We start from the raw sequence: 25,411 nt of genomic DNA, 5'->3' as shown, positions 1-25,411 counted from the left end.
GTCCGCCCCACAGCACGCTCTCCCGGCGGTGGGTTCGAGCGGGCGGCTCGCCGATGGAGGGTGGTCGGGGTCGTGCGGGGTGGTGGACCGGCCCGCGCCAGGAAACGCTTCGCCTCGCTCAGGCCAAGCAGTGATGTAAGGGCGAACGACGAAGGGAGCGAGGCCAGTGCGCCTCAACGAAGACCCCGCGGCCTTTGAGGCCTTCTATCGCCGTCACATCGATGCTGTCATGCGGTTCGTCGTACGCCGGGTGAACGATCCTCACCTGGCCGCCGACCTGACCGCCGACATCTTTCTGGCGGCTTTGGACTCAGCGCACACCTACCGCCCTGGCAGGGGCAGCGAGATCGCATGGTTGTACGGCGTGGCGCGCAACGTCGTATCCGCCCAGCTGCGCAGGACGGCGAGGGAGGCCCAGCTGACCAGCCGTGTGGCAGGCAGGCGGCTGATGGACGATGACGATCTCGGCAGGATGGTCGAGAAGATCGACGCCGAACGGCAGATGCGGCACGCCCTGGAGGCGATGCGGGACCTGCCCGAGGGTGAGCGGGCCGTACTCGAGCTCGTGGCGATCGACCAGCTCTCTGTCGCGGAGGCGGCAGCGGCCCTGGGCATCAGGCAGGTGACCGCGCGAGTCCGTCTGCATCGGGCAAGACGTGCCCTTCTGGAGGTCGTTTCGCCGTCGGCTGTGTATGTGGAGGGACAGGCATGAGCAACTTCGAGGAGCGCCTGCTCAGCGCGCTCAAGGACGACATGGCCAGCCAGAACCTGGTCACGGTGACGCCGGCGCGGCGCGGCCACGGCCGCCTGCTGGGGCTGGCCGCCGCGGTGACGGGGGCCGCGGCGGCCACCACGCTGGTGCTGTACGGCGGGACGGCGAGCCCGGCCTTCGCCGTCGAGAAGCAGGCCGACGGCTCCATCGAGGTGCGGATCAGCGAGTTCCGCGACCCCGAGGACCTGGAGCGGAGGCTGAGGGACGAGAACGTCAACGCCGACGTCACCTACCTGCCGGCGGGCCAGACCTGCAAGGCACCCAGGGGCAGGGCCAAGGCCTCGGGCGGAAGGTTCGAGGCGAGCATCGGCAGCGTCGAAGGCGGAGGCATCGTCTTCAAGATCAAGCAAGGTGAGATCACCGCGGGACAGACGCTCGTCATGACGGTCTCCTCCGACCCGCAGCACCTCGACCGGCCGCCGGTCGGGATGGCGCTCGAGGTGGTCGAGGGGACGGTGGGCCCCTGCGAGGTGGTCCCGATGCCCCTGCCCACGCCGGGCAAGTGGGAGTCCAGGATCGACAAGCGGGACGACAGCCACGGCCCCGGCACCAGCGAGAAGGGCACCAGCGAGAAGGGCACCAGCGAGAAGGGCACCAGCGAGAAGGGCACCAGCGGCAAGGCCGAGCACAGGACCGACGGCCCCGGCACCAGCGAGAAGGACGGCTGACACGAGCCGGTCGGCGGCCCGCGCAACGGGCCGCCGACCGGCGCGGCCGCGCTCGACATCGAGGCGCGGGAGCAGCCTCCGGTGTGGTGGGAGTGGTTGGTGCCGCCCTCCCGGCCCCGGGAACACCGGGCGCGGGGGAGGGCGTGACACGGGTAGCGGGGGTCAGAAGGGCAGCAGGTCGGCGACCTGGTCGCGAGGTGTCGAGCAGCCACGCTGGTAGGACCGCTCGAACGCCGCGTCGCCCAGCACCCGCCTGGCCTCGCCCGCCGTACGGACCACATCGGGCCCGTCGGTCAGAGCGGCGCCGCGCAGCGACACCGCCGCCCCCAGCAGGAAGGCCGCGCGAGCGGCCGGCCCTTCGCGAAGCACCAGCTCGGCCATGGCTTCCACCGCGCCGGAGGCGCCCGGCAGATCGAGGACGTCGACCAGGAGGTCGTAGGCCTCGCGCAGCCGCGCTCCGTCGCCCTCCACCCTGCCGAGCCCGATCAGGACGCGACCCCGCGTCTCGTGCGCCCCGAGCCAGTGCGCCTCGCAGCCCGCCAGGGCAGCCATGTAGAGCTCGGTCGCCCGCGCGGGGTCGCCGCCCAGCCGGGCCAGCTCGGCCAGCCCGTAGGTCGCGATCGCCTCCGCCTCCGAGCCCGGCAGGTGGCGCGCCATGCAGGCGGCCCGCTCCAGCTCCACCTCGGCGGCGGCGAGGTCGCCCGCGCGGGCCAGCTCGGCTCCGCGGCGCGACATCAGCAGCGCGGTGTCCTCGGTGGCGCCGAAGGGCGCGATCACCTCCAGCGCCTCCTCCGCCATCGCTATCGCCTCCTTGTGCTCGCCGCGCCATCCCGACAGCTCCGAAAGCTGGAGCATCGCCTGACCCACGCCCCACCTGTCGCCGGCCATGCGGAAGGTGTCGAGCGCCAGCCGCAGCTCGCGCTCTCCCGCCTCGACCTCGCCGGCGCCCAGCCGCAGGTAGCCGAGCAGCAGCCTGGCGAAGGCCCTCGACCAGGGATCGGAGGCGGTGGTGGCGGCCAGCAGCGCGGGCAGCAGCAGGGTGTAGTCGCCGGAGGCGATCGCCGGATAGGGCCTGACCATGGCGATCAGCGGGTGGCGCGGCGGCTCGGCCATACCGCGCGCAAGGCGCTCGGCGTTGTCCAGACGCTCCCGCGCCTCCTCCAGCGGCCGCCCCGTCGTCACCATCTGCAGCGCGCACATGATGTGGTCCTCCGCCAGGCCCTCGGGAGGTTCGGGCCCCACCAGGTCGAGCACCTCGGCCGACAGCAGCGCCCCCTCGTGCCGCAGGCCGCGCAGCCACCAGTACATCCACAGGTCGGCGGTCAGGCGCAGCGCCATCTCGGCCCGCCCCGTGTCGATGGCCCAGCGCAGCGCCGCGCGCAGGTTGTCGTGCTCGGCCGCCAGCTCGGCCAGCCGGCGCAGCTGGTCGGGTCCGCGAAGCTGGGACTCGGCGGAGGCGGCCATGCGGGCGTAGTGCTCGGCGTGCGCCTGCCTGACGCGCTGCTCCTCACCCGACTCGGCCAGCCGTTCGGCGCAGAAGGCCCTGACGGTCTCGAGCATGCCGAAGCGCCCGCCGTCGGCCTGCACGATCGACTTGTCGACCAGCGCGGAGAGCAGGTCGAGGTCGCCGCCGCAGACCCGCTCGGCCGCCTCGGCCGTCGTGCCGGAGACGAACACCGACAGCCTGGCGGCCAGGGTGCGCTCCGCGGGGTCGAGCAGGTCCCAGCTCCACGCGACGACCGCGCGCAGCGTGCGATGGCGGGGCAGCGCCGTACGGCTGCCGCCGGTCAGCAGCCTGAAGCGGTCGTCGAGCCTGGCGGCGACCTCGGCGGGGGTGAGCGCCCGCAGCCTGGCGGCGGCCAGCTCGATCGCCAGCGGCAGCCCGTCGAGCGCCCTGCAGATGCGCAGGACGGGCTCGAGGTTGTCGCCGGTGACGGTGAAACCGTGGCGGACGGCCGCCGCCCTGTCTGCCAGCAGCCGCACCGCGGGGTGCTCGCGCGCCTGCTCGAGGTCGAGACCGTGCGGCGGCTGGGGGAGCGGGGCGATGGGCAGGACCTGCTCGCCGTCGATGTTCAGCGGCTCGCGGCTGGTGGCCAGCACGCGCACGCGCTGGCACTCGGCGAGGATCCGGTCGACGAGCAGCGCGGCCGCCTCGACGAGGTGCTCGCAGTTGTCGAGGACGAGCGTGACGCGATGGTCGCCGAGGGCCGTCACCAGCGCGTCGACAGGCGGCACTCCACGCGGGAGGGACATCGACGCCGAAGGGTCCTGGCGCGCGGCCGACAGCGGGCCCGGTGGTTCGGAGTGGCCGTACGGCAGGCCGAGCGCGGTGAGCACCGCCAGCGCGACGTCGCTGCCGGGGCCGAGCGGGGCCAGCTCGACGAAGCACACCTCCCCGAGGCCGTGGGCCGCCTCGACCGCCTCGACGGCCAGCCTCGTCTTGCCCGCGCCGCCGGGCCCCGCGAGCGTCAGCAGACGGCCTCGGCCGAGCAGCCGGCCGACCAGGCGAAGCTCGTGGTCGCGCCCGACGAAGCTGGTCAGCCGCGGTCTGGGCGCCCGGGGCCGCAGCGCCGACGCCGCGCCGAGGGCCTCAGCGGAGACGGACGCCGCCGGCAGGCGCCCCACGGCGAGCGGGCCGGCGGAGGCGGCGGGCGAGGCCACGGCGGAGGGTGGTTCGTCGCGCAGCAGGCTCAGGTGGAGGGCGGCCAGCTCGGGCGAGGGGTCGGCGCCCAGCTCCTCGGCCAGCGTCTTGCGCGCCTCCTCGAACACCTCCAACGCCTCTGCCCTGCGCCCCGACCTGGCCAGGGCGAGCATGAGCTGACCTCGCAGCCGCTCCCTCAGCGGCTGCCGCCGCACCAGCTCGCCCAACTCGGAGACCAGCTCGGCGAGCGGGGCGCAGCCCGTGAGCAGGTCGGCCTCGACCCGGTCCTCCACGGCCGAGAGGCGCAGCTCCTCCAGCGCGGCGGCCTCCGCCTCGGCGAAGGGCAGCGTCAGGACGTCGGCCAGCGCGGGACCGCGCCACAGGCCGAGCGCCTCACGCAGCAGCCGCGCCCGCTCACCCGGTGAGGACGCCCTGCGCGCCGCGGCCACCGCGTGCGTGAACAGGTGGGCGTCGACCTCGAGCGGATCGACCACCAGCCGGTAACCGGCGGGCCCGAGCTCCAGCGGCACCCCGACCAGCCCCCGCAACCGCGACACCTGCGACTGCAGCGCGTTGACCGTGCCCGAGGGCCCGTAGAGCGCCTCGACCAGCCGGTCGACGGAGACGACCCGGCCCGCCTCCAGCGCCAGCAGCACGAGCAGGCCGCTGAGCCCCGCGCCTCTCACAGGGACGCCGGAGACCTCTGTCGGGCCGAGCACGCCGAATCTCATACCTCGATTGTCGCCACCTCTCGCCCCGCCGACGTTTTAGAATCACATTCTGTGGATAATCTCGGGGCGTTCTTCGCCCTCACCAAAGGCGAGTACGTCCCCGCGCCGCACGCGCACAGCCCCTGGGCCGTCGACATGCTGCACGGCCGCCTGCTCGGCGGCCTGGCCGCCAGGGCCATCGAGGCCGAGCACGGCGAGGAGGGGTTGCACTTCGCGAGGCTGACCGTCGACCTGTTCCGCAACAGCCCGCTGCTCCCGCTGACGGTGGAGGCCGTCAGGGTCAGGGACGGCCGCAGGATCAGGGTCGCCGACGCCGTCCTCTCGACCGAGCAGGGCCAGGTCGCCAGGGCCAGCGCCGTCCTGCTGCGCAACGGCGAGCAGCCCCCCGGGGCGCTGACCCACACCAGGGCGTGGGAGGAGCCGCTGCCGCAGGGCCCGCCGCCGCCAGGAGGGCCGCCGCTGCCGTTCGAGCTGTGGCAGCTCACCGGCTGGGGCGAGCGGCCGGGTCCGCACAGGGCATGGGTCAGGGAGGTCCGCCCGCTGGTCGAGGGCGAGGAGGTCTCGCCGTTCACGCTGGCCGCGCTGGCCGCCGACTTCGCCAGCCCGCTCAGCAACGTCGGCACCGAGGGCCTGCACTACATCAACGCCGACTACACCCTCACCCTCAGCCGCCTGCCGCGCAGTCCCGAACTCGGGCTGGAGACCATCGGCCACCTCGGCAACGAAGGGGTGGCGCTCGGGCAGTGCGTCATGCACGACGCGCAGGGACCGATCGGGTACGTGACGGTGACGGCGGTGGCCAACCCTCCTAGCCGAGCGTTGCGGTGACCAGGGTCCAGTCGAGGAGGGCGGCGGCGGTGTTGCCGCCTGCCGTCGCGCTCACCCAGTGGGTGGCCTGCGGGCGCTCGCGGCTGTCCTGAACCACCCACCTCGCGCCGGTGTCGGCGCCGTCGGCGAACAGCCTGGCCACCCCCGCGCTGTCGACGCTGACCCGCCAGAGCCCCGCGCGGCCCCTGTGCACGCGTTCCCATCGTGAGGAGCCCTTGGGCATCGCCCAGACCTCTCCCTTCTGGACGGTCATCATGAGCCTGCGGGCGCCGTTGGCGACCTTGGTGCCGAGGCTGACGCCGAGACCGGTGACCGGGTCGAGGGCGCTGTCGTCGACGACCCTGCCACTGAACTCCACCGTGAAGTCGCACGACTCGGCGATCTCCAGCGGGACGGTGGCCGAGCCGCGCAGGTCGAGCCTGCCGTCGGTGACGCGGCTGCCCGACAGCGTCCAGCCCGCCCACGGCAGTCCCGCGAGGTTGTCGGTGACCTCGACCGTGGCACGTCCCGTCAGGGTGACCTCGCCGAGGTCGGGCCCGGGCGGGAGGCGCCAGCGCAGGCCGGTGTCGGTGAGGTCGCGCCACAGACCGGCCTCGCCGCGCCGGTCGGCCACCACCCGCCAGCGCGTCCCTCCGGGCTCCAGGACGGCGCGCCCGTCCAGCGACACGCCGCCCGCTCCCACCGCGAGGGTCATCCGGCCGGCGATGGTGAACTCGAAGTCGTCGCCCTCCACGGTGGCCACGAACCCGGCGGGCGGGGCCTGTGGCGCCGAGCCGGGGCCGGACAGCCGGACACCGGTGAAGGCGCGGGTCAGGTCGAGCCTGGCGACCCTGATCGCGATCTGGTTGTGTTCCCACACGACGAAGAAGCGGCCCGGCGCGTACTCCTGCGCGCTGGCGTAGACGTCCCAGCCTCGCGCCGCGCCCCTGGTCAGCCTGGTCCCGTCGGCGAACAGCCGTCCGGGCCCCCACGGGCGGCCCTGCGGCTTCACCTTGTAGTGCAGTACCTCCCGGTACTGCTCGGGCCTCTCACCCCTGAAAGGGCCCGCCAAGGTGTTGTAGATCGTGAGATACCGCCCCTCGGCATCCGTGGTGAAGAACCCCTTGACGTAATAATTCGGGAGCTGGGGGTCCAGGGACATCGGTTCCCAGGTGAGTCCCCCGTCCGCGCTCCTCGACACCGCCGCGTGCGCCGCGTGGGCGCGGTACCTCGCGTCCCTGGCCTCCGGCGACGAGCCGCCCCGCAGGTCGAGCGCCCTGGCCACCATCACCAGGCCACCCTCCTGGGCGGGCGCCACCTGAGGCTCCTCCACCCCGATTCCCCGCGGGGGCTCGGCCGGCCGGCCCGAGCGCCACGTCCGCAGGTCCGTCGATCGCAGCACCCCGGCCCTGGTGCCGCTCCCCGTCTGCCGCCAGAACGGCAGCAGCCACACACCCTCGTGCCTGATCGGCTTGCCGGCCACGACGACACCCCTGCCGTTGTCCGGCACCTCGACCGTGAGGGGAAAGTCCTCCCATGTCACACCCGCGTCGGCGCTGCGCTTGGCGACCATCCTGACAGGAAAGCCGTCGACGTTGCCCGCGCTGTCGCGATCGTCGCTGATCGTGATACGTCCCAGCAGGGCGTAAAGCACACCGGAGTCGTTGAGGAAGATCACGTAGTGGTAGCGGTGCGTGTCCGTCGCCGCCGCCAGCGTCCCCGTGGTCCAGGTGCGCCCGCCGTCGGCCGAGCGGGCGAAGCCGATCGAACCCTGGTCGGCGGGTGTGGCGTCCATGGGGTCGGCCACCCCCGACCTCCAGCCGACCACCAGCGTGTCCTGATCGAGCACCGCGATGTCCGGAACCCTGTTGCCCTCGTGCGCCAGCTCTCCGTCCGCACGTCTGTCCGCCGTGGCGAAGACCGTCACCGGCTCGCTCACGCACGGCCCCACCACATCCGCTTCGGGCCACTTCACCCACCCATCTTCCGTCGCAGCCGTGCCCGCGGGTGAGCGTGCTCACCCGACGTTCACCTGCCCGCCGCTGTACGGCAAGCCTCCGACAGCCCACCGTAGTCACCGGTGACCCTCTGTCCATGCACGCCACTCCAGCAGGACTTCGGTCCGGCCGTCACATCAGGCCCGTACCCCGTCACGGGCCTCTTGACGTCAGATGGGGCGCGGTTGTCCTTTCGGCCGAGACGGTGAGAAACCAGGACCTAGCAGGTCAGCTGTCCACGGTTAGACGCATGGGAAGACGCCGGAGCGCCGGGAATTGGGTAAAATCCCCGGCGCTCCAGAAAAATCTACAATGTAAAGGCGCTCACGCGGTGTGCTCGACCCTGTCGCCCGACCAGTCGACGTGGAAGGCGCCCTCCTTGTCCACCCGCTGGTAGGTGTGCGCCCCGAAATAGTCGCGCAGCCCCTGCACCAGCGCCGCCGGCAGCCTGTCCCTGCGCAGCCCGTCGTAGTAGGCCAGCGCGGAGGAGAAGCCGGGGGTCGGCACCCCGATCCTCACCGCCGTGGTCACCACCCGCCGCCACGCCTCCTGCGCGGCCGCGAGCGCCCCCGCGAAGCCCTCGTCGGCCAGCAGCGTGGCCAGCGTGGGGTCGGCGTCGTAGGCGGCGCGGATCCTGTCGAGGAAACGCGCCCTGATGATGCAGCCGCCCCGCCAGATCGTGGCCATCGCGCCGAGGTCGACGTCCCAGCCGTACTCCTTGGAAGCGGCGGCGATCTGGTCGAAGCCCTGGGCGTAGGCCACGATCTTGGAGGCGTACAGCGCCTGCCGCACGTCCTCGACCAGCTCCTTGCCAGCGACGCCCGACAGCGAGGGGCCTTCGAGCCCCCGAGCGGCCTCGCGCTGGGCGGGATGGCCCGACAGGGCGCGGGCGAAGACCGCCTCGGCGATGCCGGTGACGGGGACGCCCAGTTCGAGCGCGCTCTGGACGGTCCAGCGGCCGGTGCCCTTCTGCTCGGCCCGGTCGACCACGACGTCCACGAACGGGCGGCCCGTCTCGGCGTCGACCTGGTCGAGCACCTCGGCGGTGATCTCGATCAGGTACGACTCCAGGTCGCCCTGGTTCCACTCCCTGAAGACCTGGGCCAGCTCGGCAGGCGTGGCACCGAGGGCCTGGCGCAGCAGGTCGTAGGACTCGGCGATGAGCTGCATGTCGGAGTACTCGATGCCGTTGTGCACCATCTTGACGAAGTGGCCCGCGCCGTCAGGCCCGACGTAGGTCGCGCAGGGGACACCGTCGACCTGGGCCGCGATGCTCTCCAGCATGGGGCCGAGCGCCTCGTAGGACTCACGGGAGCCGCCCGGCATGATGCTCGGGCCGAGCAGCGCGCCCTCCTCGCCGCCCGAGATGCCGGTGCCGACGAAGTGGATGCCGCGCTCGCGCAGCGCCGCCTCCCTGCGCCTGGTGTCCTCGAAGTGGGCGTTGCCGCCGTCGACGATCATGTCGCCCGGCTCCATCAGGTCGGCCAACTGGTCGATGACCGCGTCGGTGCCCGCGCCGGCCTTCACCATGATGATCGCTCGGCGGGGCCGTTTGAGCGAGGCGACGAAGTCGGCCACGTCCTCCGACGGCAGGAAGGTGCCCTCGCCGCCGAACTCCTTGACCAGCGCCTCCGTACGGCTGTGCGAGCGGTTGTGCACCGCGACCGCGTAGCCGTTGCGGGCGAAGTTGCGGGCAAGGTTGCGGCCCATCGTGGCCAGCCCCGTCACGCCGATGTCTGCCAGATCCATGTCAGCTCCTGTTTCGCACGAACGCGCGAGGTGTTCGCGGGAAGATACGCGTCCCTCACCAGATCGGTTCGGCGCCCCGCGGTTATTCCCCCAGACGCACGCCCAGCTCGTCGAGCCTGCTGAGCATGTCGGCCGGATCGGCGTAGACGCGGAAGGCGCCCGAGCGTTCGAGTTCGTCCCTGCCGTACCCGCCGGACTGCAGGCCGATGCCGAGCGCGCCCGCCCTTCTGGCGGCCAGCAGGTCCCAGACGCTGTCGCCGACGACCATGGCGTGGCGGGGGTCGACGCCGAGCAGGGCGGCTCCGGCCAGGAACAGGTCGGGGTCTGGCTTGGCGCGCCGTACCAGGTCGCGGGTGACCATGGGGGTGTCGTCAGGGAGCTTCAGCATGCCCAGCGCCCTGCGGGCGGTCTTGGCGTATCCGCTGGTGGCGATGGCCCAGGGGACCTGGCGCTGGGTCAGCTCGCGCAGCAGCTCGATGGCGCCCGGCAGCGGCCGCACCGTGTCGATCTGATCCAGGTAGGCGGCGGCGTGCGCCTGCTGCAGGTCGTCGATCTGCTGCTGGGTGAGGCTGAGGCCGGTCTCCCTGAGCAGGGCGGTGACGAACAGGCCGCCGCTCATGCCGATCCTGCGGTGGATCCGCCACACCGACAGGTCGACCCCCATGCCGGACAGGGCGCTGCGCCAGGCGATGACGTGCTGGTAGACGCTGTCGATTAGGGTGCCGTCGAGGTCGAACAGGAAGGCGGGCCCCGGTGGTGCGGTGTAGTCCATTGCTCCATTGTGGTCAGGTCACCTCGGGCGGCCGACGGCGGGCGGGCTCGCGTGGTCCTTGTGACCGCGCGTGTACTCGTCCCTGCGCCACAGCATCGCGGCCAGCATGGCGGGCAGCATCAGGACGTGCCCGGCGATCATCACGACCTCTCCCGACAGCGCGCCGAGCCAGTGGGGCGGAAGGAGCAGCAGGAACGGCACGAACATCGCCGCGCCCATCTCGGCGACCGGGGCCCAGGAGTGGCCCCGGTAGCGCATCCAGATCGTCATGGCGACGGTCATGTCGGCGGCCATGACCATGACCGCGACGTCGGTCCTGGCGAACAGGGCCGCGAGGCCGAGCCAGGAGGTGAGCGCGTCCCACACGGGGCCGAGCAGCACCATGCCGAGGATCATCGCGACGAGCATCTCGCCGAAGTGCCAGGCGAAGCGGAGTGCGGCTGTCTTTGTCATGGCTTCAGCGTGCGGGAGGTCGCTCGCGGGTCCCAGATGCGCGCTGTCATGAGGTGACCGGGTGAAACGCATGCCTTCCCCGTGTGAAACGCTGGAGCCATGCGTGTGCTGATCGCTGGTGGACACGGGAAGATCGCGCTTCTGCTGGAGCGCAGGCTGGCCGAGCGGGGGGACCAGGCCGTGGGGCTGGTCCGCAACCCCGATCACCGGGCCGACGTGGAGTCGGCGGGCGGCCAGGCCGTCGTCTGCGACCTGGAGAGCGCCTCGGCCGAGCAGGTGGCCAAGCTCCTCGACGGCGCCGACGCGGTCGTCTTCGCGGCGGGAGCGGGTCCCGGCAGCGGGGCGGCCCGCAAGGACACCGTCGACAGGGGGGCCTCCGTGCTGCTGGCCGAGGCCGCCGAGCGCGCGGGCGTGCGCAGGTTCGTGCAGATCTCCTCGATGGGCGCGGGCGCCCCGCCGCGCCCTGGCACCGACGAGGTGTGGGCGGCCTACATCGCCGCCAAGACCGCGGCGGAGGACGACCTGCGCGGCCGCGACCTCGACTGGACGATCCTGCGGCCCGGCGGCCTGACCGACGAGCCGGGCGCGGGCGGGGTCCTGCTCGCGCCGTCGCCGGTGCCCAGGGGCAAGGTGGCGCGCGACGACGTGGCCGCGGTGGTGGTGGCGCTGCTCGACGCGCCCCGCACCGCCGGCATGACGCTGGAGCTGGTGGAGGGCGACGTGCCCCTCGACAGGGCGGTTCAGGCACTCTGAGAGATGTGACTGAATACCGCGCACTCGGAAGAACCGGTCTCAAGGTCAGTCCGCTCTGCCTCGGCGCCATGATGTTCGGCGGATGGGGCGAGCATTCCGTGGAGGAGTCCACCAGGATCATCGAGCGCGCCCTCGACTCGGGCGTCAACTTCATCGACACCGCCGACGTCTACTCCCAGGGGGAGTCGGAGGAGATCGTCGGCGGGGCCCTGGCCAAGTCGGGCAGGCGCGAGGAGGTGGTGCTGGCCACCAAGGTGCACGGCGTGATGGGGGAGGGACCCAACCAGCGCGGCAACTCCAGGCGCTGGATCTTCCAGGCCGTCGAGGACAGCCTGCGCCGCCTGGGCACCGACTGGATCGACCTCTACCAGATCCACAGGCCCGACCCCGACACCGACATCGAGGAGACGCTCGGCGCGCTGACCGACCTCGTACGGCAGGGCAAGGTCCGCTACGTCGGCAGCTCCACCTTCCCCGCCCACCAGCTGGTCGAGGCGCACTGGGCGGCCGAGCGGCGCGGCCTCGAGCGGTTCGTGTGCGAGCAGCCGCCGTACTCCCTGCTGGTGCGCGGCATCGAGGCCGACGTGCTGCCCGTGGTCCAGAAGTACGGCATGGGCGCCATCGTGTGGAGCCCGCTGGCGGGCGGCTGGCTGTCGGGACGCTATCGCCAGGGCGCCGAGACGCCGCAGTCGCGCAGGGCCGCGCGCATCCCCGAGCGCTACGACCTGTCGCTGCCGGCCAACCAGCGCAAGCTGGAGGTCGTGGAACAGCTCGCGGTGCTGGCTGAGGAAGCGGGGCTGACGCTGATCCACCTGGCCCTGGCCTTCACCCTGCGGCATCCAGGGGTGAGCTCGGCCATCATCGGACCGAGGACCATGGAGCACCTGGAGGGTCAGCTCGGCGCCGACGAGGTGAAGCTGAGCGACGACGTGCTCGACAGGATCGACGAGATCGTCCCGCCCGGCGTCACGCTGAACGCGGGCGACAGCGGCTGGCAGCCGCCCGCGCTGACCGACGCGAGGCTGCGCCGCCGCTAGGCCGCCTGGGCGGCGGCCACCTTCACCTCGAGGCCGCCGCCGCTCACGTCCACCTCCACGGTGTCGCCCTCCTTCGCCTGGCCGCCCAGCAGCAGCGACGACAGCCGGTTGTCCAGCTCGCGTTGCACGGTACGGCGCAGCGGCCGCGCCCCGAACTCGGGCTGGTAGCCGTGCTCGGCCAGCCAGTCCTTGGCCTGGTCGCTGACGCTCAGCTCGATGCCCTGGCCGCGCAGCCGCTGCCTGGTCTTCTCCAGCAGCAGGTCCACGATCTGGCGCAGCTGCTCGCCGGCCAGGCGCGTGAAGATGATCGTCTCGTCGATGCGGTTGAGCAGCTCAGGCTTGAGCGTCGACTTCAGCAGGTCCATGAGCCGCTCCTCGACGTCGTCGCCGCCATGCAGGATGAGCTGGGCGCCGAGGTTGCTCGTCATGATCACGATGGCGTTGGTGAAGTCGACCGTGCGGCCCTGCCCGTCGGTGAGGCGGCCGTCGTCGAGCATCTGCAGCAGCAGGTTCATGACGTCGGGGTGCGCCTTCTCGATCTCGTCGAGCAGCACCACGGTGTGCGGTCGGCGGCGGACGGCCTCGGTCAGCTGTCCCGCCTCCTCGTAGCCGACGTATCCGGGCGGCGCGCCCACCAGCCTGGCCGTGGTGTGCCGCTCGCCGAACTCGCTCATGTCGATGCGGACCATGTGGTCCTCGCCGCCGAACAGCGCTCCGGCCAGAGCCCTGGCCAGCTCGGTCTTGCCTACACCCGTCGGGCCGAGGAAGAGGAAGCTGCCGATCGGCCTGTTGGGGTCCGACAGGCCCGCCCTCGCCCGCCGTACGGCCTCGGCGACCGCGGTGACAGCCTCGTCCTGGCCGATGACGCGCTCGTGCAGGTGTTGCTCCAGGCGCAGCAGCCGGTCGCGCTCCTGCTCGGTGAGTTGCGAGACGGGGATGCCGGTGCGCCGCGAGACCACCTCGGCGATGTCGGCCATGGTCACCTCCGGCACGGTGTCGTGGCCGTGACGGGCGTTCTCGAGCTCGGGCCTGAGCCTGTCGATCTCCGAGGTCAGCTCCTTCGCCCTGTCGAACTCGTCGCCCGCGACCGCCTGGTCCTTCTCCCTGCGCAGCGACGCCACCCGCTCCTCCAGCTCGCGCACGTCGGCGGCGGGCGTGCGGGCGCGCAGCCGCACCCTGGCGGCGGCCTGGTCCATCAGGTCGATGGCCTTGTCGGGCAGGAAGCGGTCGGCGATGTAGCGGGCCGACAGGCTCGCGGCCGCGTCGAGGGCGTCGTCGGTGATGCGGACCTGGTGGTGGGCCTCGTAGGCGTCGCGCAGCCCCGCGAGGATGCCGACGGTGTCCTCGACGCTCGGCTCGGGCACCAGCACGGGCTGGAAGCGGCGTTCCAGGGCGGCGTCCTTCTCGATGTGCTTGCGGTACTCGTCGATGGTGGTGGCCGCGACGACGTGCAGCTCGCCCCTGGACAGGGCAGGCTTGAGAATGTTGGCCGCGTCCATGCCGCCCTCGGCCGAGCCCGCGCCGACCAGGGTGTGCACCTCGTCGATGAACACCACGATCTCGTCGGAGTGCTGGCGCACCTCGTCGATGACCTTCTTGATCCGTTCCTCGAACTCGCCCCTGTACTTCGACCCCGCCACCATGCCGGTCAGATCGAGCGCGACCACCCTGCGGTCCTTGAGCGTGTCGGGCACGCTGCCGTTGACGATGCGCTGGGCGATGCCCTCGACGATGGCGGTCTTGCCGACGCCGGGCTCGCCGATGAGGACCGGGTTGTTCTTGGTGCGGCGCGAGAGGACCTCGATGGCCTGCTCGATCTCCTCCTCCCTGCCGACGACGGGGTCGAGGCCGCCCTTCCTCGCCTCCTCCGTCAGGTCTCTGCCGTACTCGTCGAGCGCGGGGGTCTCCCCCTTCGGCGTGACGCCGCGCTCGGGCTCGGCGAGGGTGGCGGTCTGCAGTTCGCCGGCGGAGACGCCCTGCTCGGCCAGCAGGCGGGCGGCGGTGGAGTCGGGGTTGGCGGCGAGGGCGAGCAGCAGGTGTTCGGGGCCGATGTAGGAGGCGCCGAGGGCGCGTGAGACGCGCTGGGCGTCGAGCACCGCACGCTTGGCGGCGGGGGAGAAGGTGGTGGGCGCCTCGCCCGGCGCCCCGCCCTGGGACACGCTCTCGACGCGCTCGCGCAGCTTGCCGGGGTCGGCGCCGGACGACAGCAGCAGGGCCCGGCCCGGCTCCTCCTCGGTGGCCGCGGCCAGCAGGTCCAGGACGTCGACGTCGGGGGCGCCCCTGTCGGCGGCGATCTGGACGGCTCTCGCCAGCAGCTGCCTGGCCGGCTCGCTCAGCAGCCTGCCCACGTCGACGCGCTGCACGCTGGGCCGGGTGGGAGGCCAGGACTCCATACCGCCGAACACCCGGCCGCTGAGCTGTTCGAACCCTCTGAATGGGTCGCCGAAGAAGGACCCGAATGGCGTATCCGACATAAGAAGCCCGTTGCCGGACATTTCCCCATACAAGCCCAGCCTGCGGCAAAGCTGTTGTGGCCCGCCTCTGATAGACATGGCGGATGCGAATCAAGCCATGGCTGGCCGTGGCCGCCGCCGTCCCCCTTCTGGCGGGCACGCCCGCGCTGGCCGCCGCTCCCCCCAAGGTGCCCGCGGGGACGACGGCCGGCTACGTGGTCTTCGACAGGGTGGCGGGGAAGATCGTCGCGCACCGGCTCGCGCACAGGGCGTTCAGGTCCGCCTCGGTGATCAAGATTCTCATCGCGATCGACTTCCTCGAGCGGACCGCCAAACCGTCCGCCCGCGACCTCGCGCAGCTCAAGATCATGCTGCGCTCCAGTGACGACGACGCGGCCTCGGCCTTCTGGGATCGCGGCGGCAAGGGCGCCATCGTGGCCCGTACGGCCAGGCGGCTCGGCCTGGCCGACACCGCCCCGCCGCCCGCCGACAAGCCCGGCTTCTGGGGCTACACCTCGCTGAGCGCCTACGACGTGGCCAGGACCTACCGCTACCTGATGGACAGGGCGGCGCCGAGGGTGCGCGACCTGATCGTCGGGCACCTGAGGCAGGCGACCCCCTGCGGCAGCGACGGCTTCGACCAGACCTTCGGCATCCCGGACGGCGTGCCCCGCCCCTGGGCGGTCAAGCAGGGCTGGTCGGGTTTCGGGACCGTGCCGCCGGTGAAGTGCTCGGGGCGCCCCGCGGGCGGCGCTCTCGCGGCCCCGGCCACTCCCGCGCTCTCCTCGACCGCTCCCGTGGCCGCCGCCCCCATGGCCGCCCCCGCCGCCCAGGCTCCCGCGAGCCAGGCGGCGCGATCAGGGGTTCCCGACCTGGGCAGGCCGGTCCTGCACACGACCGGGCTGGTCGGCAAGGACGACAGGCTGATCCTGGTGCTGCTCACCGCGCATCCGGCGGGCGGCGGCTGGAGCGACTCGGTGAAGCGCACCACCGCGCTGGCGCGCGAGCTCTACCTGAGCGTCTTCAGATAGGCGGCGTAGACCTTCTTCGGCACCGCCATCCGCCACGCCTCGGTCACCAATTCGCGCATCTCGGGCTCGTCGAGCGCGGCCATGCGCGCCTGCACCCAGTGGAAGCGCAGGTCGCTCTCGGACGGCATGAGGAACTTGTCGGGCTCGGCCGCCACGAGCGCGGCCCGCTCCTCCTTGGGGAAGCCGAACCCCATGATCGTCTCGTCTCTGGAGAAGGCGACGTAGACGATGGAGCCCACGCGGAACTTCACGCGATCGCGGATCAGGTGCTCGGAGGAGCGGGGAAACTTCGACGTCAGGCGGCGTACGTCCTCGACCGTGACCATGCCGCCAATCTAGTGCTCGGCGGGGCCTCCAGGTTCGCCCATGTCCGGTTTGATCGGTATTCGTCCGGGCAGTCGCGCTTCATGAGAGTCATCGTGGTCGGCGCGTCAGGAAACGTCGGAACCAGCGTGCTGGAGTCGCTCGAATCCGAACACCGCGTCACCTCCGTCGTCGGCGTCGCCCGCCGCAGGCCTCGATGGAGTCCGGGACCCAAGACCAGCTGGCACACCGCCGACGTCGCCGACGACGATCTGACAGGGGTCTTCGAGGGCGCCGACGCCGTGATCCACCTGGCCTGGCTGTTCCAGCCGACGAGGGACCCGCTGGTCACCTGGCGCGCCAACGTGCTCGGCAGCATGGCCGTCTTCCGCTCCGTCGCCCAGGCACGGGTCCCCGCACTGATCCACGCCTCGTCCGTGGGCGCCTACTCCCCGGGCCTCAAGGACCACGCGGTCGACGAGAGCTGGCCCACGCACGGCTGGCCACGCGCGGCGTACAGCAGGGAGAAGGCCTACGTCGAACGCGTCCTCGACCTGTTCGAGCGCGACCACCCGGCCATCAGGGTGGTCAGGATGCGTCCTGCGTTCATCTTCAAGCGGGAGGCGGCCAGCGAGCAGCGGCGGCTGTTCGGCGGGCCGTTCCTGCCCGGCAGGCTGGTACACCGCATGCCGCTCATCCCCGACATCCCGGGACTGCGCGTGCAGGCGCTGCACACCTCCGACGCCGCCCAGGCCCTACCGGCTGGCCGTCGTCTCCGAGGTCTCGGGCGCCTTCAACCTGGCCGCCGAGCCGGTCCTCGGCGCGGCCGAGCTGGCCGACCTGTTCGGCGCGCGCCTGGTTCCCCTCTCGCCGTGGCTGGCCAGGACCGCCGTCGCGGCCGGCTGGCACGCGCGCCTCATCCCGGCCTCACCCGGCCTGCTCGAGATGGCGCTCAGCCTGCCCGTCCTCGACACCACCAGAGCCCGCACCGAGCTGGGCTGGCAGCCCCAGTACGGCGCCGCGCAGGCGATGCGCGAGATGATCGAGGGGATGTCGGGAGGAGCGGGCATGGACACCCCGCCCCTTGCGCCCGGCCACCTGAAGGAGGAGTTCACCACGGGGGTCGGCGCCAGACCCTGACCCGCCGGCGACCAGGTGACGAGAGCCGATTCGCAGCAGACCACGCAGGAGCGTGAGCCCCGGAAGCCATGGCCGGGGCTCACGCGTGACAGGCGGCGGCTCAGGGCTTGAGCAGCACCTTGATGGCGCCGTCGCGCTTCTTCTGGAAGATCTCGTAGCCGTGCGGCGCCTCGGCGAGCGGGAGGCGGTGCGTGGCCAGGTCCATGACGCCCAGGGGGTCGCTGTCGTCCAGCACGAGCGGCATCAGGTGCGGGATCCAGCGCCGGACGTGGGCCTGCCCCATGCGGAGCGTGATGCCCTTGTCGAACATCTTCAGCATGGGCATCGGGTCGGCCATCCCGCCGTAGACGCCGACGACGGAGATGGTGCCGCAGCGCCGGACGGTGTCGATGGCCTGGTTGAGCGCGGCCAGCCTGTCCACGCCCGCGGTGCGCATCAGCGGCGCGGCCACCATGTCGGGCAGCAGCCCGGTGACCGCGTGGCCGAACTTGGCGACCGGCGAGCCGTGCGCCTCCATGCCGACCGCGTCGATGACCGAGTCGGTGCCCCTGCCGCCGGTGAGGTCGCGGATCTTGTCGGGCACGTCGAGGTCGCGGGCGTCCAGCACCTCGACGCCGTGCCGCCTGGCCATCTCCAGGCGCTCGGGCACGCCGTCCACGCCGATGACGCGGTGGCCGCGGTGCTTGGCGATGCGTGCGCTCATCTGGCCGATCGGGCCGAGCCCGAAGACCGTGAGGCTGCCGCCCTCGGGCAGGTCGGCGTACTGCACGGCCTGCCAGGAGGTCGGCAGCACATCGGACAGGTAGAGGAAGCGCTCGTCGGGCGGGCCCTCCGGCACGGTGACGGGGCCGAACTGCGCCTGCGGCACCCTGAGGTACTCCGCCTGGCCGCCGGGCACCTGTCCGTACAGCTTGGTGTAGCCGAACAGGGCCGCTCCCGTGCCGTGCTCGCGCACCTGTGTGGTCTCGCACTGCGCGTAGAGCTCCATGCGGCACAGGTGGCAGTGCCCGCAGGAGATGTTGAACGGGATGACCACCCGCTCGCCGGGTCTGATCTGGGTGACCTCGGCGCCCACCTCCTCCACCACGCCCATCGTCTCGTGGCCGAGGATGTCGCCCTCGCCCATGAACGGGCCGAGCACCTCGTACAGGTGCAGGTCGGAGCCGCAGATGGCGGCCGTGGTGACCTTGATGATCGCGTCGGTCGGTTCCTTGATCGAAGGATCGGGGACGTCCTCGACCCGGACGTCACGCTTGCCGTGCCAGGTGAGTGCTTTCATGGCAACCGCCTACCCGTGAGACACCGCCGAAACGGCCGCGCCCGTGACGGCCGCTCCTACCGGTGCTCGACCAGGACGGCGTGCTGGTCGGCGCCGGTGGGGCCGTCGGGATCGGCGTGCACCGTGGCGGCGCGCAGGCCCCGCAGGTCGTGCATGAGGCGGTGCTCGGCCTCCACCGCGACGGCGTGCGCCTGCACCAGCGTCAGTTCGTGGCTCACCACGATGTCGACCTCGGCGCGCAGCGCGTGACCGATCCAGCGCAGCCGCACCGAGCCGGCCCGCCGCACGCCCGGCACCGACGCCAGCACGGCCTCGGCCCTCTCGACCAGCGCGGGATCGACCGCGTCCATCAGCCGGTGGTAGATCTCGCGCGTCGCGTCGCGCAGCACGAACAGGATGGCGACCGTGATCAGCAGGCCGACGACAGGGTCGGCGAGGGGGAGGCCGAGCGCCGCGCCGCCCGCGCCGAGGAGCACGGCGAGCGAGGTGAAGCCGTCGGTGCGCGCGTGCAGGCCGTCGGCAACCAGGGCGGCCGAGCCGATCTCACGCCCGACCCTGATGCGGTAGCGGGCGACCCACTCGTTGCCGAGGAAGCCGATCGCGCCCGCGGCGGCGACCCAGGCCAGCGCCCGCACCTCTTGCGGGTCCAGGAGGCGCCTGACGGCCTCGTAGCCCGCCAGCCCCGCCGAGGCGGCGATCAGCAGCACGATGACGATCCCCGCGAGATCCTCGGCCCTGCCGTAGCCGTAGGTGAAGCGGCGCGTGGCGGCGCGCCTGCCCAGCGTGAACGCGATGGCCAGCGGGATCGCCGTCAGCGCGTCGGCGAAGTTGTGCAGGGTGTCGCCGAGCAGCGCCACCGAGCCCGAACGGGCCACGATGACGGCCTGGACGGTCGCGGTGACCATGAGGACGGCGAAGGAGACGCCCAGCACCCGCATGCCTCTGTCGCTGGACTCCAGCGCCCGGTCGGACCTGTCGGCGCTGTCGTGGCTGTGCGCGGCGAACGCGTGACCCACCAGGGACAGCAGCCGCCTGACCCCACCACCGGAACGCCCATGCCCATGCCCGTGTCCATGGTCGTGCCCATGGTCGTGCCCGCGGTCGTGCGCGTGCCCATGGGCGGGTCTGTGGCCGTCGGCGGGCGTGTGATCGGACATGCCTTCACCTCTTCGGCCGTCTCAGGCGTTCTTGCGCAGCGACCCTGCCAGCACCGAGCCGAACACCACGTGCCCCGCCGCCATCACCAGCGGACGCCCCGGCTGGTCACGGTGGACGGGCGGCATGGCCGCCACCGCGGGGACCCAGCCCTCGTAGCTGGCCAGCCAGATCGCCAGGCCGTACGCGGCTCCGACCGGCCAGGACACGCCGCGCCCCCTGGTGACCAGCGCCAGCAGCGCGCCCGCTCCCGCGCCGAACGCGTAGTGCATCAGCACGGCCAGCGGTTTCTCTCCTTGCTTCGGCGCGCGGGGATGGCCGGGGAGCAGCGCCCTGACGATGCGCTTGGGCGGCTGGTCGCGCATCAGACCCAGCTTGTCCCCCGCGAGCATGACCCCGCTCATCGCCGTCGTCGCCTTCGCTCCCGCAAGCGCTCCCCTGAAGATGTGGTCCATCATGGGGGTGCGACTGCCCCGAGGAGGTCAGGGAAAACGGGGCAGCGCCCTGCCGTACAGCCAGGAGGACAGCAGCGGCTCCAGCTCCGAGGGCGCGTGCGCGAGGAAGGCGGCGGTGCTGACGCTGCCGTGCCTGTGCGCGGCCGTCCACGCCCTGACCATCGAGAAGAACGCCGTGTCGCCCATCGTCGTGCGCAGATGGTGCAGGGTGAGCGCCCCCCGCTTGTAGACGCGGTCGTCGAAGAGCAGGGCAGGGCCGGGGTCGGCGAGCGTGAAGTCCTGCGGCATGGCCGACAGCCGCTGGTGCCAGCGTGCGGCCAGCTCGGCCGCGCTCTCCCCGCCCGAGGCCTCCGACCAGATCCACTCGGCGTAGGCGGCGAAGCCCTCGTGCAGCCAGATGTCGTTCCACCTGGCCAGGGTCAGGCTGTTGCCGAACCACTGGTGCGCGAGCTCGTGCGCGACCAGCCGTTCGAAGCCGCGCCGCCCGTCGACGTGGTTGCGCCCGAAGATCGACAGGCCCTGCGCCTCGACCGGGATCTCCAGGTCGTCGTCGGTGACGACCGCGGTGTACCCGGCGAAGGGGTAGGGGCCGAAGCGCTCGGTGAACAGCGCCATCATCTGGCTCTGCCGCCCGAAGTCGTGGCGCGCCTTACCGGCCAGCCTGGCCGGGCAGGCCAGCCCCTCGCTCGTCTGGTAGCGGCCGATCTGCACGCTCGCCAGGTAGGTCGCCATCGGCTCCGTGGGCGCGAAGACCCACGTCGTCGCCCCCGCCGCGCGCCTCCTGGCCACCGGGGCCCCGTTGGTGAGCACCTGGTAGGCCGAGGCCGTCGACACCGTGAGCGAGTAGGTCGCCTTGTCGTCGGGACGGTCGTTGCAGGGGAACCAGGAGGGCGCGCCGGTCGGCTGGCTGGCCACCATCGCCCCGTCGGTCAGCTCCTCCCAGCCCACGCCGCCGAACGGGCTGGCGACCGGGTGCGGCCGTCCGGCGTAGGCGATCTCGATCGAGAGCGGCGCGTCGGCGGGCCTGGGCCTGTCGAGCAGCACCCTGAGCCTGCCCGCGCGGTGGGTGTGCCTGACGCCCACGCCGTCGACCTTGGCCGAGTTGACCCTGAAGGGGCCGAGATCGAGCTCCAGGTCGACCAGCGGCTCCACGGTGCGCGCCGACAGCGTGGCCGTGCCGCTCAGCCAGTTGGTGGACAGGCGGTAGCGAAGGTCGAGGTCGTAGTGGGCGACGCCGTAGCGCGGATCCCCGTGGCCGGGGAAGTAGGGGCTCAGCGCCATGGGGAGATCGGGTTGCCGAACCACCGGGTGCCCTCCGGGACGTCCTCGCCTCGCATCACCAGTGACGCGGGCCCGACCGTGGTGTGCGCGCCGATCCTGGCGGCGGGCAGGACGACCCCGTGCGGGCCGAGCGTCGCGCCCGCGCCGAGGTCGACTGTGTCGATGCTCATGACCCGATCATGGAACAGATGCGTCTGCAACACACAACCGCGGTTGACGCAGGCGCCGTCGCCGAGGCTCACCAGATCCGCCTCGGGCAGCCAGTAGGTGTGGCAGGAGACCCCATGCCCGATGCTTGCCCCGAGCGAGCGCAGCCACACGTTCAGCGGGGCGCTGCCCAGCCACGGCTCGGCGAACCAGGGCGCGGCCAGCACCTCGACGAAGTTGTCGGCCAGCTCGTTGCGCCACACGAACGAGCTCCACAGCGGCCTGTCGCCGCGGGCGATCCTGCCCAGGAGCGCCCACTTGGCCAGGCTGGCGGTCGCGGCGGCGACCGCGCCCGCGGCCAGCAGCACCGGGCCTCCGGCCAGGGCGGCGACGGCGACGCCGTACGCCTGGGCCAGTTGGAGCAGGGCGCCCGCGCTCAGCACCGCGAGCGCGACCGTGCAGGTGGCGGGCAGCAGGCGGAGGCTCTCGACCAGCGCGCGGGCGGCCTTCAGCCGCCACGGCGGATCGTAGGTGCGGCTGCGGTCGCCCGTCTCGTTGGTACGGCGCAGCTCGACCGGCGGCATGCCCAGGTACGACGAGCCGGACTTGGCCTTCTTCGGCGTCGCCGACAGTACGCCGACCAGGCCGTCCTTCGGCACCTTGCGCCCTGCCGCGGTCATCCCCGAGTTGCCGAGGAAGGCGCGCTTGCCGATGCGGGCCTCGGCGATGCGCATCCAGCCGCCGTCGAGCTCGTACGGTGCCACCATCGTGTCGTCGGCCAGGAACGCGCCGTCGCCGACGGAGGTCATGCTGGGCAGCGCGAGCACCGTGGACAGCTCGACGTCGCGGCCCACCCGCATGCCCAGCGCCCGCAGCCACGCGGGGGTGAGGATGCTCGCGTACAACGGGAAGAGCCACACCCGCGCCGAGGCCATCAGCCTGCCCGTCGCCCACGCCTGCCAGGCGGGACGGCTGTGCACCGGGTACTGGCCCGGATGCAGGCAGATCGACAGCAGCCGCACGCTGACGAGAGTCACCAGCGCGAACACCGCCATGCCCGCGACCGTGGCCACCGGAAGCGCCCACCACGAGCCCATGGCCAGCAGCACCGCGAGCCCCGTCGCCGCGGCCGCCACGGGCAGCAGGCTGAGACCCACGGCCGACAGGGCGTACACGCCCACCCAGAGGCGGGAGCGGGCGGCGCGCTCCTCCGTCCTGCGCGCCTTGCCCAGCCTGGCCGCGGGAGCTCCGGCCCACCGCGTACCGGCGGGGATCGCCCCCTCGACCGCCGAGCCCGGAGCGACCTGCGCGTACTTACCGATCTTGGTGCCGGGCAGCAGCGTCGAACGCGAGCCGACGGTCGCGCCGGCGCCGATCCTGATCTCACCGACGCGCACGAGGTCGCCGTCGTACCACACGCCGCTGAGGTCGACCTCGGGCTCGACCGAGGCACCCCTGCCGAGTCTGAGCAGGCCGGTGATAGGGGGAGGGGAGTGCAGGTCCGCGTCCTCGCCCACCTGCGCGCCGAGCAGCCTGGCATACCAGGACATCCACGGCGCGCTGCCCAGGTCGGGCAGGCCCAGCCTGGCCGCGAACTGGTCGGCGAACCACAGCTTCAGATGGACGGCGCCGCCGCGTGGGTAGGCGCCCGGCCGCAGGCCGCCGAGCAGCAGCCGTGCGCATCCGGCCGACAGGGCGAGCCGTCCAGGAGGGGAGAGCAGGAGCAGCGCGCCCGCCGCGATCCACCACCAGCTCGTCACCGGCGTCCAGAGCAGGTTCGCCAGCGCCGCGACCACGACCGTCAGCCGCAGCCCCGACACGGTCATCAACGGCACCATCAGCGCGACCTGCGCGATCGAGGCACTGTTCGGCATGGGCCTGACCCGCCGGGCCTCGCCCGTGGCGGCGCGCGGGCTCGACCGCTCCAGCAGCGCGGTCAGCCCGCCCAGCGTCGAATGCTCGTACAGGTCGGCGACCGTCACCTCCGGGTAGCGTGCCCGCAGGGCCGACACCAGCCGCGCGGCCGAGAGGCTGCCGCCGCCCTCGGTGAAGAAGTCGCTGTCGGGCCCTTCGGGAGCGACGCCGAGCACCGCGGTCCACTGCTCGGCGGGCCACCCGCCCGCCCCGGGCTGCGAGCCTGGCAGCGGCCAGGGGAGCGCGTCCCTGTCGATCTTGCCGGAGGTGCGGGTGGGTAGCTCCTCCACGACGGCCAGGCGCGGCACCAGCGCGGCCGGCAGCGAGTCGTGCAGCAGCTCCCTCGCCTCGGCGAGGTCGAAGTCGTCGCCCGTCACGAGGTAGCCGACCAGCAGCTGACCCCTGACGGCGGCCGCCGCTCCCGCCACGCCAGGCAGCGCGCTGAGCGCCGCGTCGACCTCGCCCAGCTCGATCCGCCGCCCGCCGAGCTTGATCTGCTCGTCGGCGCGACCGGCGAAGACGAGTCCTTCGGGCTCGGCGCGGACCAGGTCGCCGCTGCGGTAGGCGCGCTCCCAGCCGAGGCTGGGCAGCGGGGCGTACTTCTCGGCGTCCTTGGCCGGGTCGAGGTAGCGGGCCAGGCCGACCCCGCCGATGATCAGCTCGCCGGTGCCGCCCATCTCGACGGGCTCGCCCTGGGCGTCCACGACGGCCAGGTCCCAGCCGTCCAGCGGCAGGCCGATCCGCACGGGGCCCTCACCGGTCATCAAAGCGGCGCTGGCCACGACCGTCGCCTCGGTGGGGCCGTAGGTGTTCCAGACCTCTCTGCCTTCGACGGCCAGGCGGGCGGCCAGCTCGGGAGGGCAGGCCTCGCCTCCGAAGATCAGCAGCCGGACGTCGTCGAGCGTCTCCGCGGGCCAGAGCGCGGCCAGGGTGGGCACCGTCGAGACGGCCGTGATGCCGTGGGCGACCAGCCAGGGGCCGAGGTCCATGCCGGTGCGCACCAGCGACCGGGGGGCGGCGACCAGGCAGGCGCCGTGCCGCCACGCCAGCCACATCTCCTCGCACGAGGCGTCGAAGGCGACCGAGAGCCCGGCCAGCACGCGGTCACCTGGGCCGAGGGGACGGCCGGGCAGGAACAGGCCCGCCTCGGCGTCGACGAAGGCGGCGGCGCTGCGATGGGTGACGGCCACGCCCTTGGGCCTGCCGGTCGAACCCGAGGTGAAGATGATCCAGGCGTCGTCGGCAGGGGAGGGCGGCCCTGCGAGCGCTTCGGCGGGCCGTTCGCCGGACACGGTGAGCCGGTCGGCGGGGGTCGCCGAGTCGGCCGGCGTGCCGTTGTCGGCCAGGGTGATCTTGTCGGTCACCACCGCCTTGACACCCGCCTCGGCGAAGACCAGTTCGGCCCGCTCCTCGGGGTCGTCGGCGTCGACGGGCACGTAGGCCGCGCCCGCGGTCAGGACGGCCAGGATCGTGACGTAGAGCTCGGTGGTGCCCGAGGGCACCCGCACGCCGACCCTGTCGCCGCGCCGTACCCCCGCCTCCACCAGCTCGGCGGCGACCCTCTCGACCTCCGCGGACAGTTCTGCGTAGGTGAAGGACGCCGCGCCGTCGTCGAGGGCGGGAGCGCCCGGATGGCGGGCCACCGTGGCCTGGAAGATGTCGAGCAGGGTACGCGGGGGCGCCGCCGCCGGCCCTGAGGTGTAGACGGCGCGGATGGCGAGCTCCTGCGGATCGGCCACGGACGGACGCAAGGCGCGGCTCCAGGGGTGAGGGGACAGCGACGCCAACGTGGCATTGTCCTCCGGTATTCCCCGCATTCATAGGACATGCGCGCACCCTGTCTCTACATACGAGACAGATCTTCTTGAAATGT

The 25,411-nt window shown here is 72.5% G+C and carries 20 protein-coding genes and 1 pseudogene; 8 read left to right on the top strand and 13 right to left on the bottom strand.

Annotated features, from left to right (window positions below):
- The first annotated feature begins 166 nt into the window (after positions 1–166).
- Both FHR33_RS04575 and FHR33_RS04570 read left to right on the top strand, forming a co-directional pair.
- On the top strand, positions 167–712 hold the full coding sequence (locus tag FHR33_RS04575) for an RNA polymerase sigma factor (protein ID WP_183643943.1): 546 nt from the start codon (positions 167–169) through the stop codon (positions 710–712).
- On the top strand, positions 709–1,440 hold the full coding sequence (locus tag FHR33_RS04570; RefSeq protein ID WP_183643940.1) for a hypothetical protein: 732 nt from the start codon (positions 709–711) through the stop codon (positions 1,438–1,440). The genes FHR33_RS04575 and FHR33_RS04570 overlap by 4 nt, the downstream gene beginning before the upstream one ends.
- Before the next feature lie 162 nt (positions 1,441–1,602).
- Here the strand turns inward: FHR33_RS04570 and FHR33_RS04565 are convergent, their stop codons facing one another.
- The gene (locus tag FHR33_RS04565) at positions 1,603–4,812 is read right to left on the bottom strand and encodes an AfsR/SARP family transcriptional regulator (RefSeq protein WP_183643937.1); all 3,210 of its coding nucleotides are present in this window, start codon (positions 4,810–4,812) and stop codon (positions 1,603–1,605) included.
- Between the two features lie 51 nt (positions 4,813–4,863).
- Here FHR33_RS04565 and FHR33_RS04560 point away from each other — a divergent pair, with 51 nt between their 5' ends.
- Complete coding sequence (locus FHR33_RS04560) at positions 4,864–5,640, top strand: acyl-CoA thioesterase domain-containing protein (RefSeq protein ID WP_183643934.1); 777 nt, start codon at positions 4,864–4,866, stop codon at positions 5,638–5,640.
- Here FHR33_RS04560 and FHR33_RS04555 read toward each other — a convergent pair.
- From FHR33_RS04555 to FHR33_RS04540, 4 genes are all read right to left on the bottom strand, one after another.
- Complete coding sequence (locus FHR33_RS04555) at positions 5,621–7,594, bottom strand: sialidase family protein (protein WP_183643931.1); 1,974 nt, start codon at positions 7,592–7,594, stop codon at positions 5,621–5,623. The genes FHR33_RS04560 and FHR33_RS04555 overlap by 20 nt on opposite strands.
- Positions 7,595–7,940: 346 nt before the next feature.
- Complete coding sequence (gene gnd, locus FHR33_RS04550) at positions 7,941–9,365, bottom strand: NADP-dependent phosphogluconate dehydrogenase (protein ID WP_183643928.1); 1,425 nt, start codon at positions 9,363–9,365, stop codon at positions 7,941–7,943.
- Between the two features lie 82 nt (positions 9,366–9,447).
- Complete coding sequence (locus FHR33_RS04545) at positions 9,448–10,137, bottom strand: HAD family hydrolase (protein ID WP_183643925.1); 690 nt, start codon at positions 10,135–10,137, stop codon at positions 9,448–9,450.
- 18 nt (positions 10,138–10,155) lie between these two features.
- Positions 10,156–10,590: a hypothetical protein gene (locus FHR33_RS04540; protein WP_183643922.1), complete on the bottom strand. Its 435-nt coding sequence runs from the start codon at positions 10,588–10,590 to the stop codon at positions 10,156–10,158.
- A 99-nt stretch (positions 10,591–10,689) separates the two neighbouring features.
- Between FHR33_RS04540 and FHR33_RS04535 the strand changes: the two genes are divergently transcribed.
- Both FHR33_RS04535 and FHR33_RS04530 read left to right on the top strand, forming a co-directional pair.
- On the top strand, positions 10,690–11,343 hold the full coding sequence (locus FHR33_RS04535; protein WP_183643918.1) for an SDR family oxidoreductase: 654 nt from the start codon (positions 10,690–10,692) through the stop codon (positions 11,341–11,343).
- A gap of 5 nt (positions 11,344–11,348) precedes the next feature.
- The gene (locus FHR33_RS04530; protein WP_183643915.1) at positions 11,349–12,380 is read left to right on the top strand and encodes an aldo/keto reductase; all 1,032 of its coding nucleotides are present in this window, start codon (positions 11,349–11,351) and stop codon (positions 12,378–12,380) included.
- Here FHR33_RS04530 and FHR33_RS04525 read toward each other — a convergent pair.
- Positions 12,377–14,854 (bottom strand): ATP-dependent Clp protease ATP-binding subunit, encoded by a 2,478-nt coding sequence (locus tag FHR33_RS04525; RefSeq protein ID WP_183643913.1) that lies wholly within the window; start codon positions 14,852–14,854, stop codon positions 12,377–12,379. The genes FHR33_RS04530 and FHR33_RS04525 overlap by 4 nt on opposite strands.
- 83 nt (positions 14,855–14,937) lie before the next feature.
- On the opposite strand from FHR33_RS04525, the gene FHR33_RS04520 reads away from it, so the two are divergent.
- Positions 14,938–15,864, top strand: coding sequence for a serine hydrolase (locus FHR33_RS04520; protein ID WP_183643910.1), 927 nt, complete (start codon positions 14,938–14,940; stop codon positions 15,862–15,864).
- On the opposite strand, the gene FHR33_RS04515 is transcribed toward FHR33_RS04520, so the two are convergent.
- Complete coding sequence (locus FHR33_RS04515; RefSeq protein WP_183643908.1) at positions 15,843–16,190, bottom strand: MmcQ/YjbR family DNA-binding protein; 348 nt, start codon at positions 16,188–16,190, stop codon at positions 15,843–15,845. The genes FHR33_RS04520 and FHR33_RS04515 overlap by 22 nt on opposite strands.
- A gap of 81 nt (positions 16,191–16,271) precedes the next feature.
- On the opposite strand from FHR33_RS04515, the pseudogene FHR33_RS49790 reads away from it, so the two are divergent.
- A pseudogene (locus FHR33_RS49790) lies at positions 16,272–16,712 on the top strand (NAD-dependent epimerase/dehydratase family protein); the annotation flags it as partial.
- Positions 16,713–16,922: 210 nt separating this feature from the next.
- Here the strand turns inward: FHR33_RS49790 and FHR33_RS49785 are convergent.
- On the bottom strand, positions 16,923–17,087 hold the full coding sequence (locus FHR33_RS49785) for a hypothetical protein (protein WP_246453654.1): 165 nt from the start codon (positions 17,085–17,087) through the stop codon (positions 16,923–16,925).
- Between the two features lie 25 nt (positions 17,088–17,112).
- Here FHR33_RS49785 and FHR33_RS49780 point away from each other — a divergent pair, with 25 nt between their 5' ends.
- Positions 17,113–17,307, top strand: coding sequence for a hypothetical protein (locus tag FHR33_RS49780; RefSeq protein ID WP_246453653.1), 195 nt, complete (start codon positions 17,113–17,115; stop codon positions 17,305–17,307).
- Between the two features lie 100 nt (positions 17,308–17,407).
- Here the strand turns inward: FHR33_RS49780 and FHR33_RS04505 are convergent, their stop codons facing one another.
- The 5 genes from FHR33_RS04505 to FHR33_RS04485 are packed head-to-tail and all read right to left on the bottom strand — an operon-like array spanning position 17,408 to position 25,277.
- Complete coding sequence (locus tag FHR33_RS04505; protein ID WP_183643905.1) at positions 17,408–18,586, bottom strand: zinc-dependent alcohol dehydrogenase; 1,179 nt, start codon at positions 18,584–18,586, stop codon at positions 17,408–17,410.
- Positions 18,587–18,642: 56 nt separating this feature from the next.
- On the bottom strand, positions 18,643–19,743 hold the full coding sequence (locus tag FHR33_RS04500; protein ID WP_183643902.1) for a cation diffusion facilitator family transporter: 1,101 nt from the start codon (positions 19,741–19,743) through the stop codon (positions 18,643–18,645).
- A gap of 21 nt (positions 19,744–19,764) precedes the next feature.
- The gene (locus tag FHR33_RS04495; RefSeq protein WP_183643899.1) at positions 19,765–20,199 is read right to left on the bottom strand and encodes a hypothetical protein; all 435 of its coding nucleotides are present in this window, start codon (positions 20,197–20,199) and stop codon (positions 19,765–19,767) included.
- A gap of 24 nt (positions 20,200–20,223) precedes the next feature.
- Positions 20,224–21,477, bottom strand: coding sequence for a M1 family metallopeptidase (locus tag FHR33_RS04490; protein WP_183643896.1), 1,254 nt, complete (start codon positions 21,475–21,477; stop codon positions 20,224–20,226).
- Positions 21,468–25,277 (bottom strand): Pls/PosA family non-ribosomal peptide synthetase, encoded by a 3,810-nt coding sequence (locus tag FHR33_RS04485; RefSeq protein ID WP_312895361.1) that lies wholly within the window; start codon positions 25,275–25,277, stop codon positions 21,468–21,470. Before FHR33_RS04485 ends, FHR33_RS04490 begins: the two co-directional genes overlap by 10 nt.
- Positions 25,278–25,411: the final 134 nt, after the last annotated feature.

It is taken from the genome of Nonomuraea dietziae (assembly GCF_014195505.1).
GTDB lineage: Bacteria > Actinomycetota > Actinomycetes > Streptosporangiales > Streptosporangiaceae > Nonomuraea > Nonomuraea roseola.
The sequence above is the reverse complement of the archived record's forward strand: the minus strand, read 5'-3'. Positions and strand labels throughout refer to the sequence as shown.

Coding starts and splice junctions, on each gene's coding strand:
- FHR33_RS04570 (WP_183643940.1), top strand. CDS start 709: ATGAGCAACTTCGAGGAGCGCCTGCTCAGCGCGCTCAAGGACGACATG.
- FHR33_RS04565 (WP_183643937.1), bottom strand. CDS start 4,812: ATGAGATTCGGCGTGCTCGGCCCGACAGAGGTCTCCGGCGTCCCTGTG.
- gnd (WP_183643928.1), bottom strand. CDS start 9,365: ATGGATCTGGCAGACATCGGCGTGACGGGGCTGGCCACGATGGGCCGC.
- FHR33_RS04545 (WP_183643925.1), bottom strand. CDS start 10,137: ATGGACTACACCGCACCACCGGGGCCCGCCTTCCTGTTCGACCTCGAC.
- FHR33_RS04540 (WP_183643922.1), bottom strand. CDS start 10,590: ATGACAAAGACAGCCGCACTCCGCTTCGCCTGGCACTTCGGCGAGATG.
- FHR33_RS04535 (WP_183643918.1), top strand. CDS start 10,690: ATGCGTGTGCTGATCGCTGGTGGACACGGGAAGATCGCGCTTCTGCTG.
- FHR33_RS04525 (WP_183643913.1), bottom strand. CDS start 14,854: ATGTCGGATACGCCATTCGGGTCCTTCTTCGGCGACCCATTCAGAGGG.
- FHR33_RS04520 (WP_183643910.1), top strand. CDS start 14,938: ATGCGAATCAAGCCATGGCTGGCCGTGGCCGCCGCCGTCCCCCTTCTG.
- FHR33_RS04515 (WP_183643908.1), bottom strand. CDS start 16,190: ATGGTCACGGTCGAGGACGTACGCCGCCTGACGTCGAAGTTTCCCCGC.
- FHR33_RS49785 (WP_246453654.1), bottom strand. CDS start 17,087: ATGAGGCGCGCGTGCCAGCCGGCCGCGACGGCGGTCCTGGCCAGCCAC.
- FHR33_RS49780 (WP_246453653.1), top strand. CDS start 17,113: ATGGCGCTCAGCCTGCCCGTCCTCGACACCACCAGAGCCCGCACCGAG.
- FHR33_RS04505 (WP_183643905.1), bottom strand. CDS start 18,586: ATGAAAGCACTCACCTGGCACGGCAAGCGTGACGTCCGGGTCGAGGAC.
- FHR33_RS04500 (WP_183643902.1), bottom strand. CDS start 19,743: ATGTCCGATCACACGCCCGCCGACGGCCACAGACCCGCCCATGGGCAC.
- FHR33_RS04495 (WP_183643899.1), bottom strand. CDS start 20,199: ATGATGGACCACATCTTCAGGGGAGCGCTTGCGGGAGCGAAGGCGACG.
- FHR33_RS04490 (WP_183643896.1), bottom strand. CDS start 21,477: ATGGCGCTGAGCCCCTACTTCCCCGGCCACGGGGATCCGCGCTACGGC.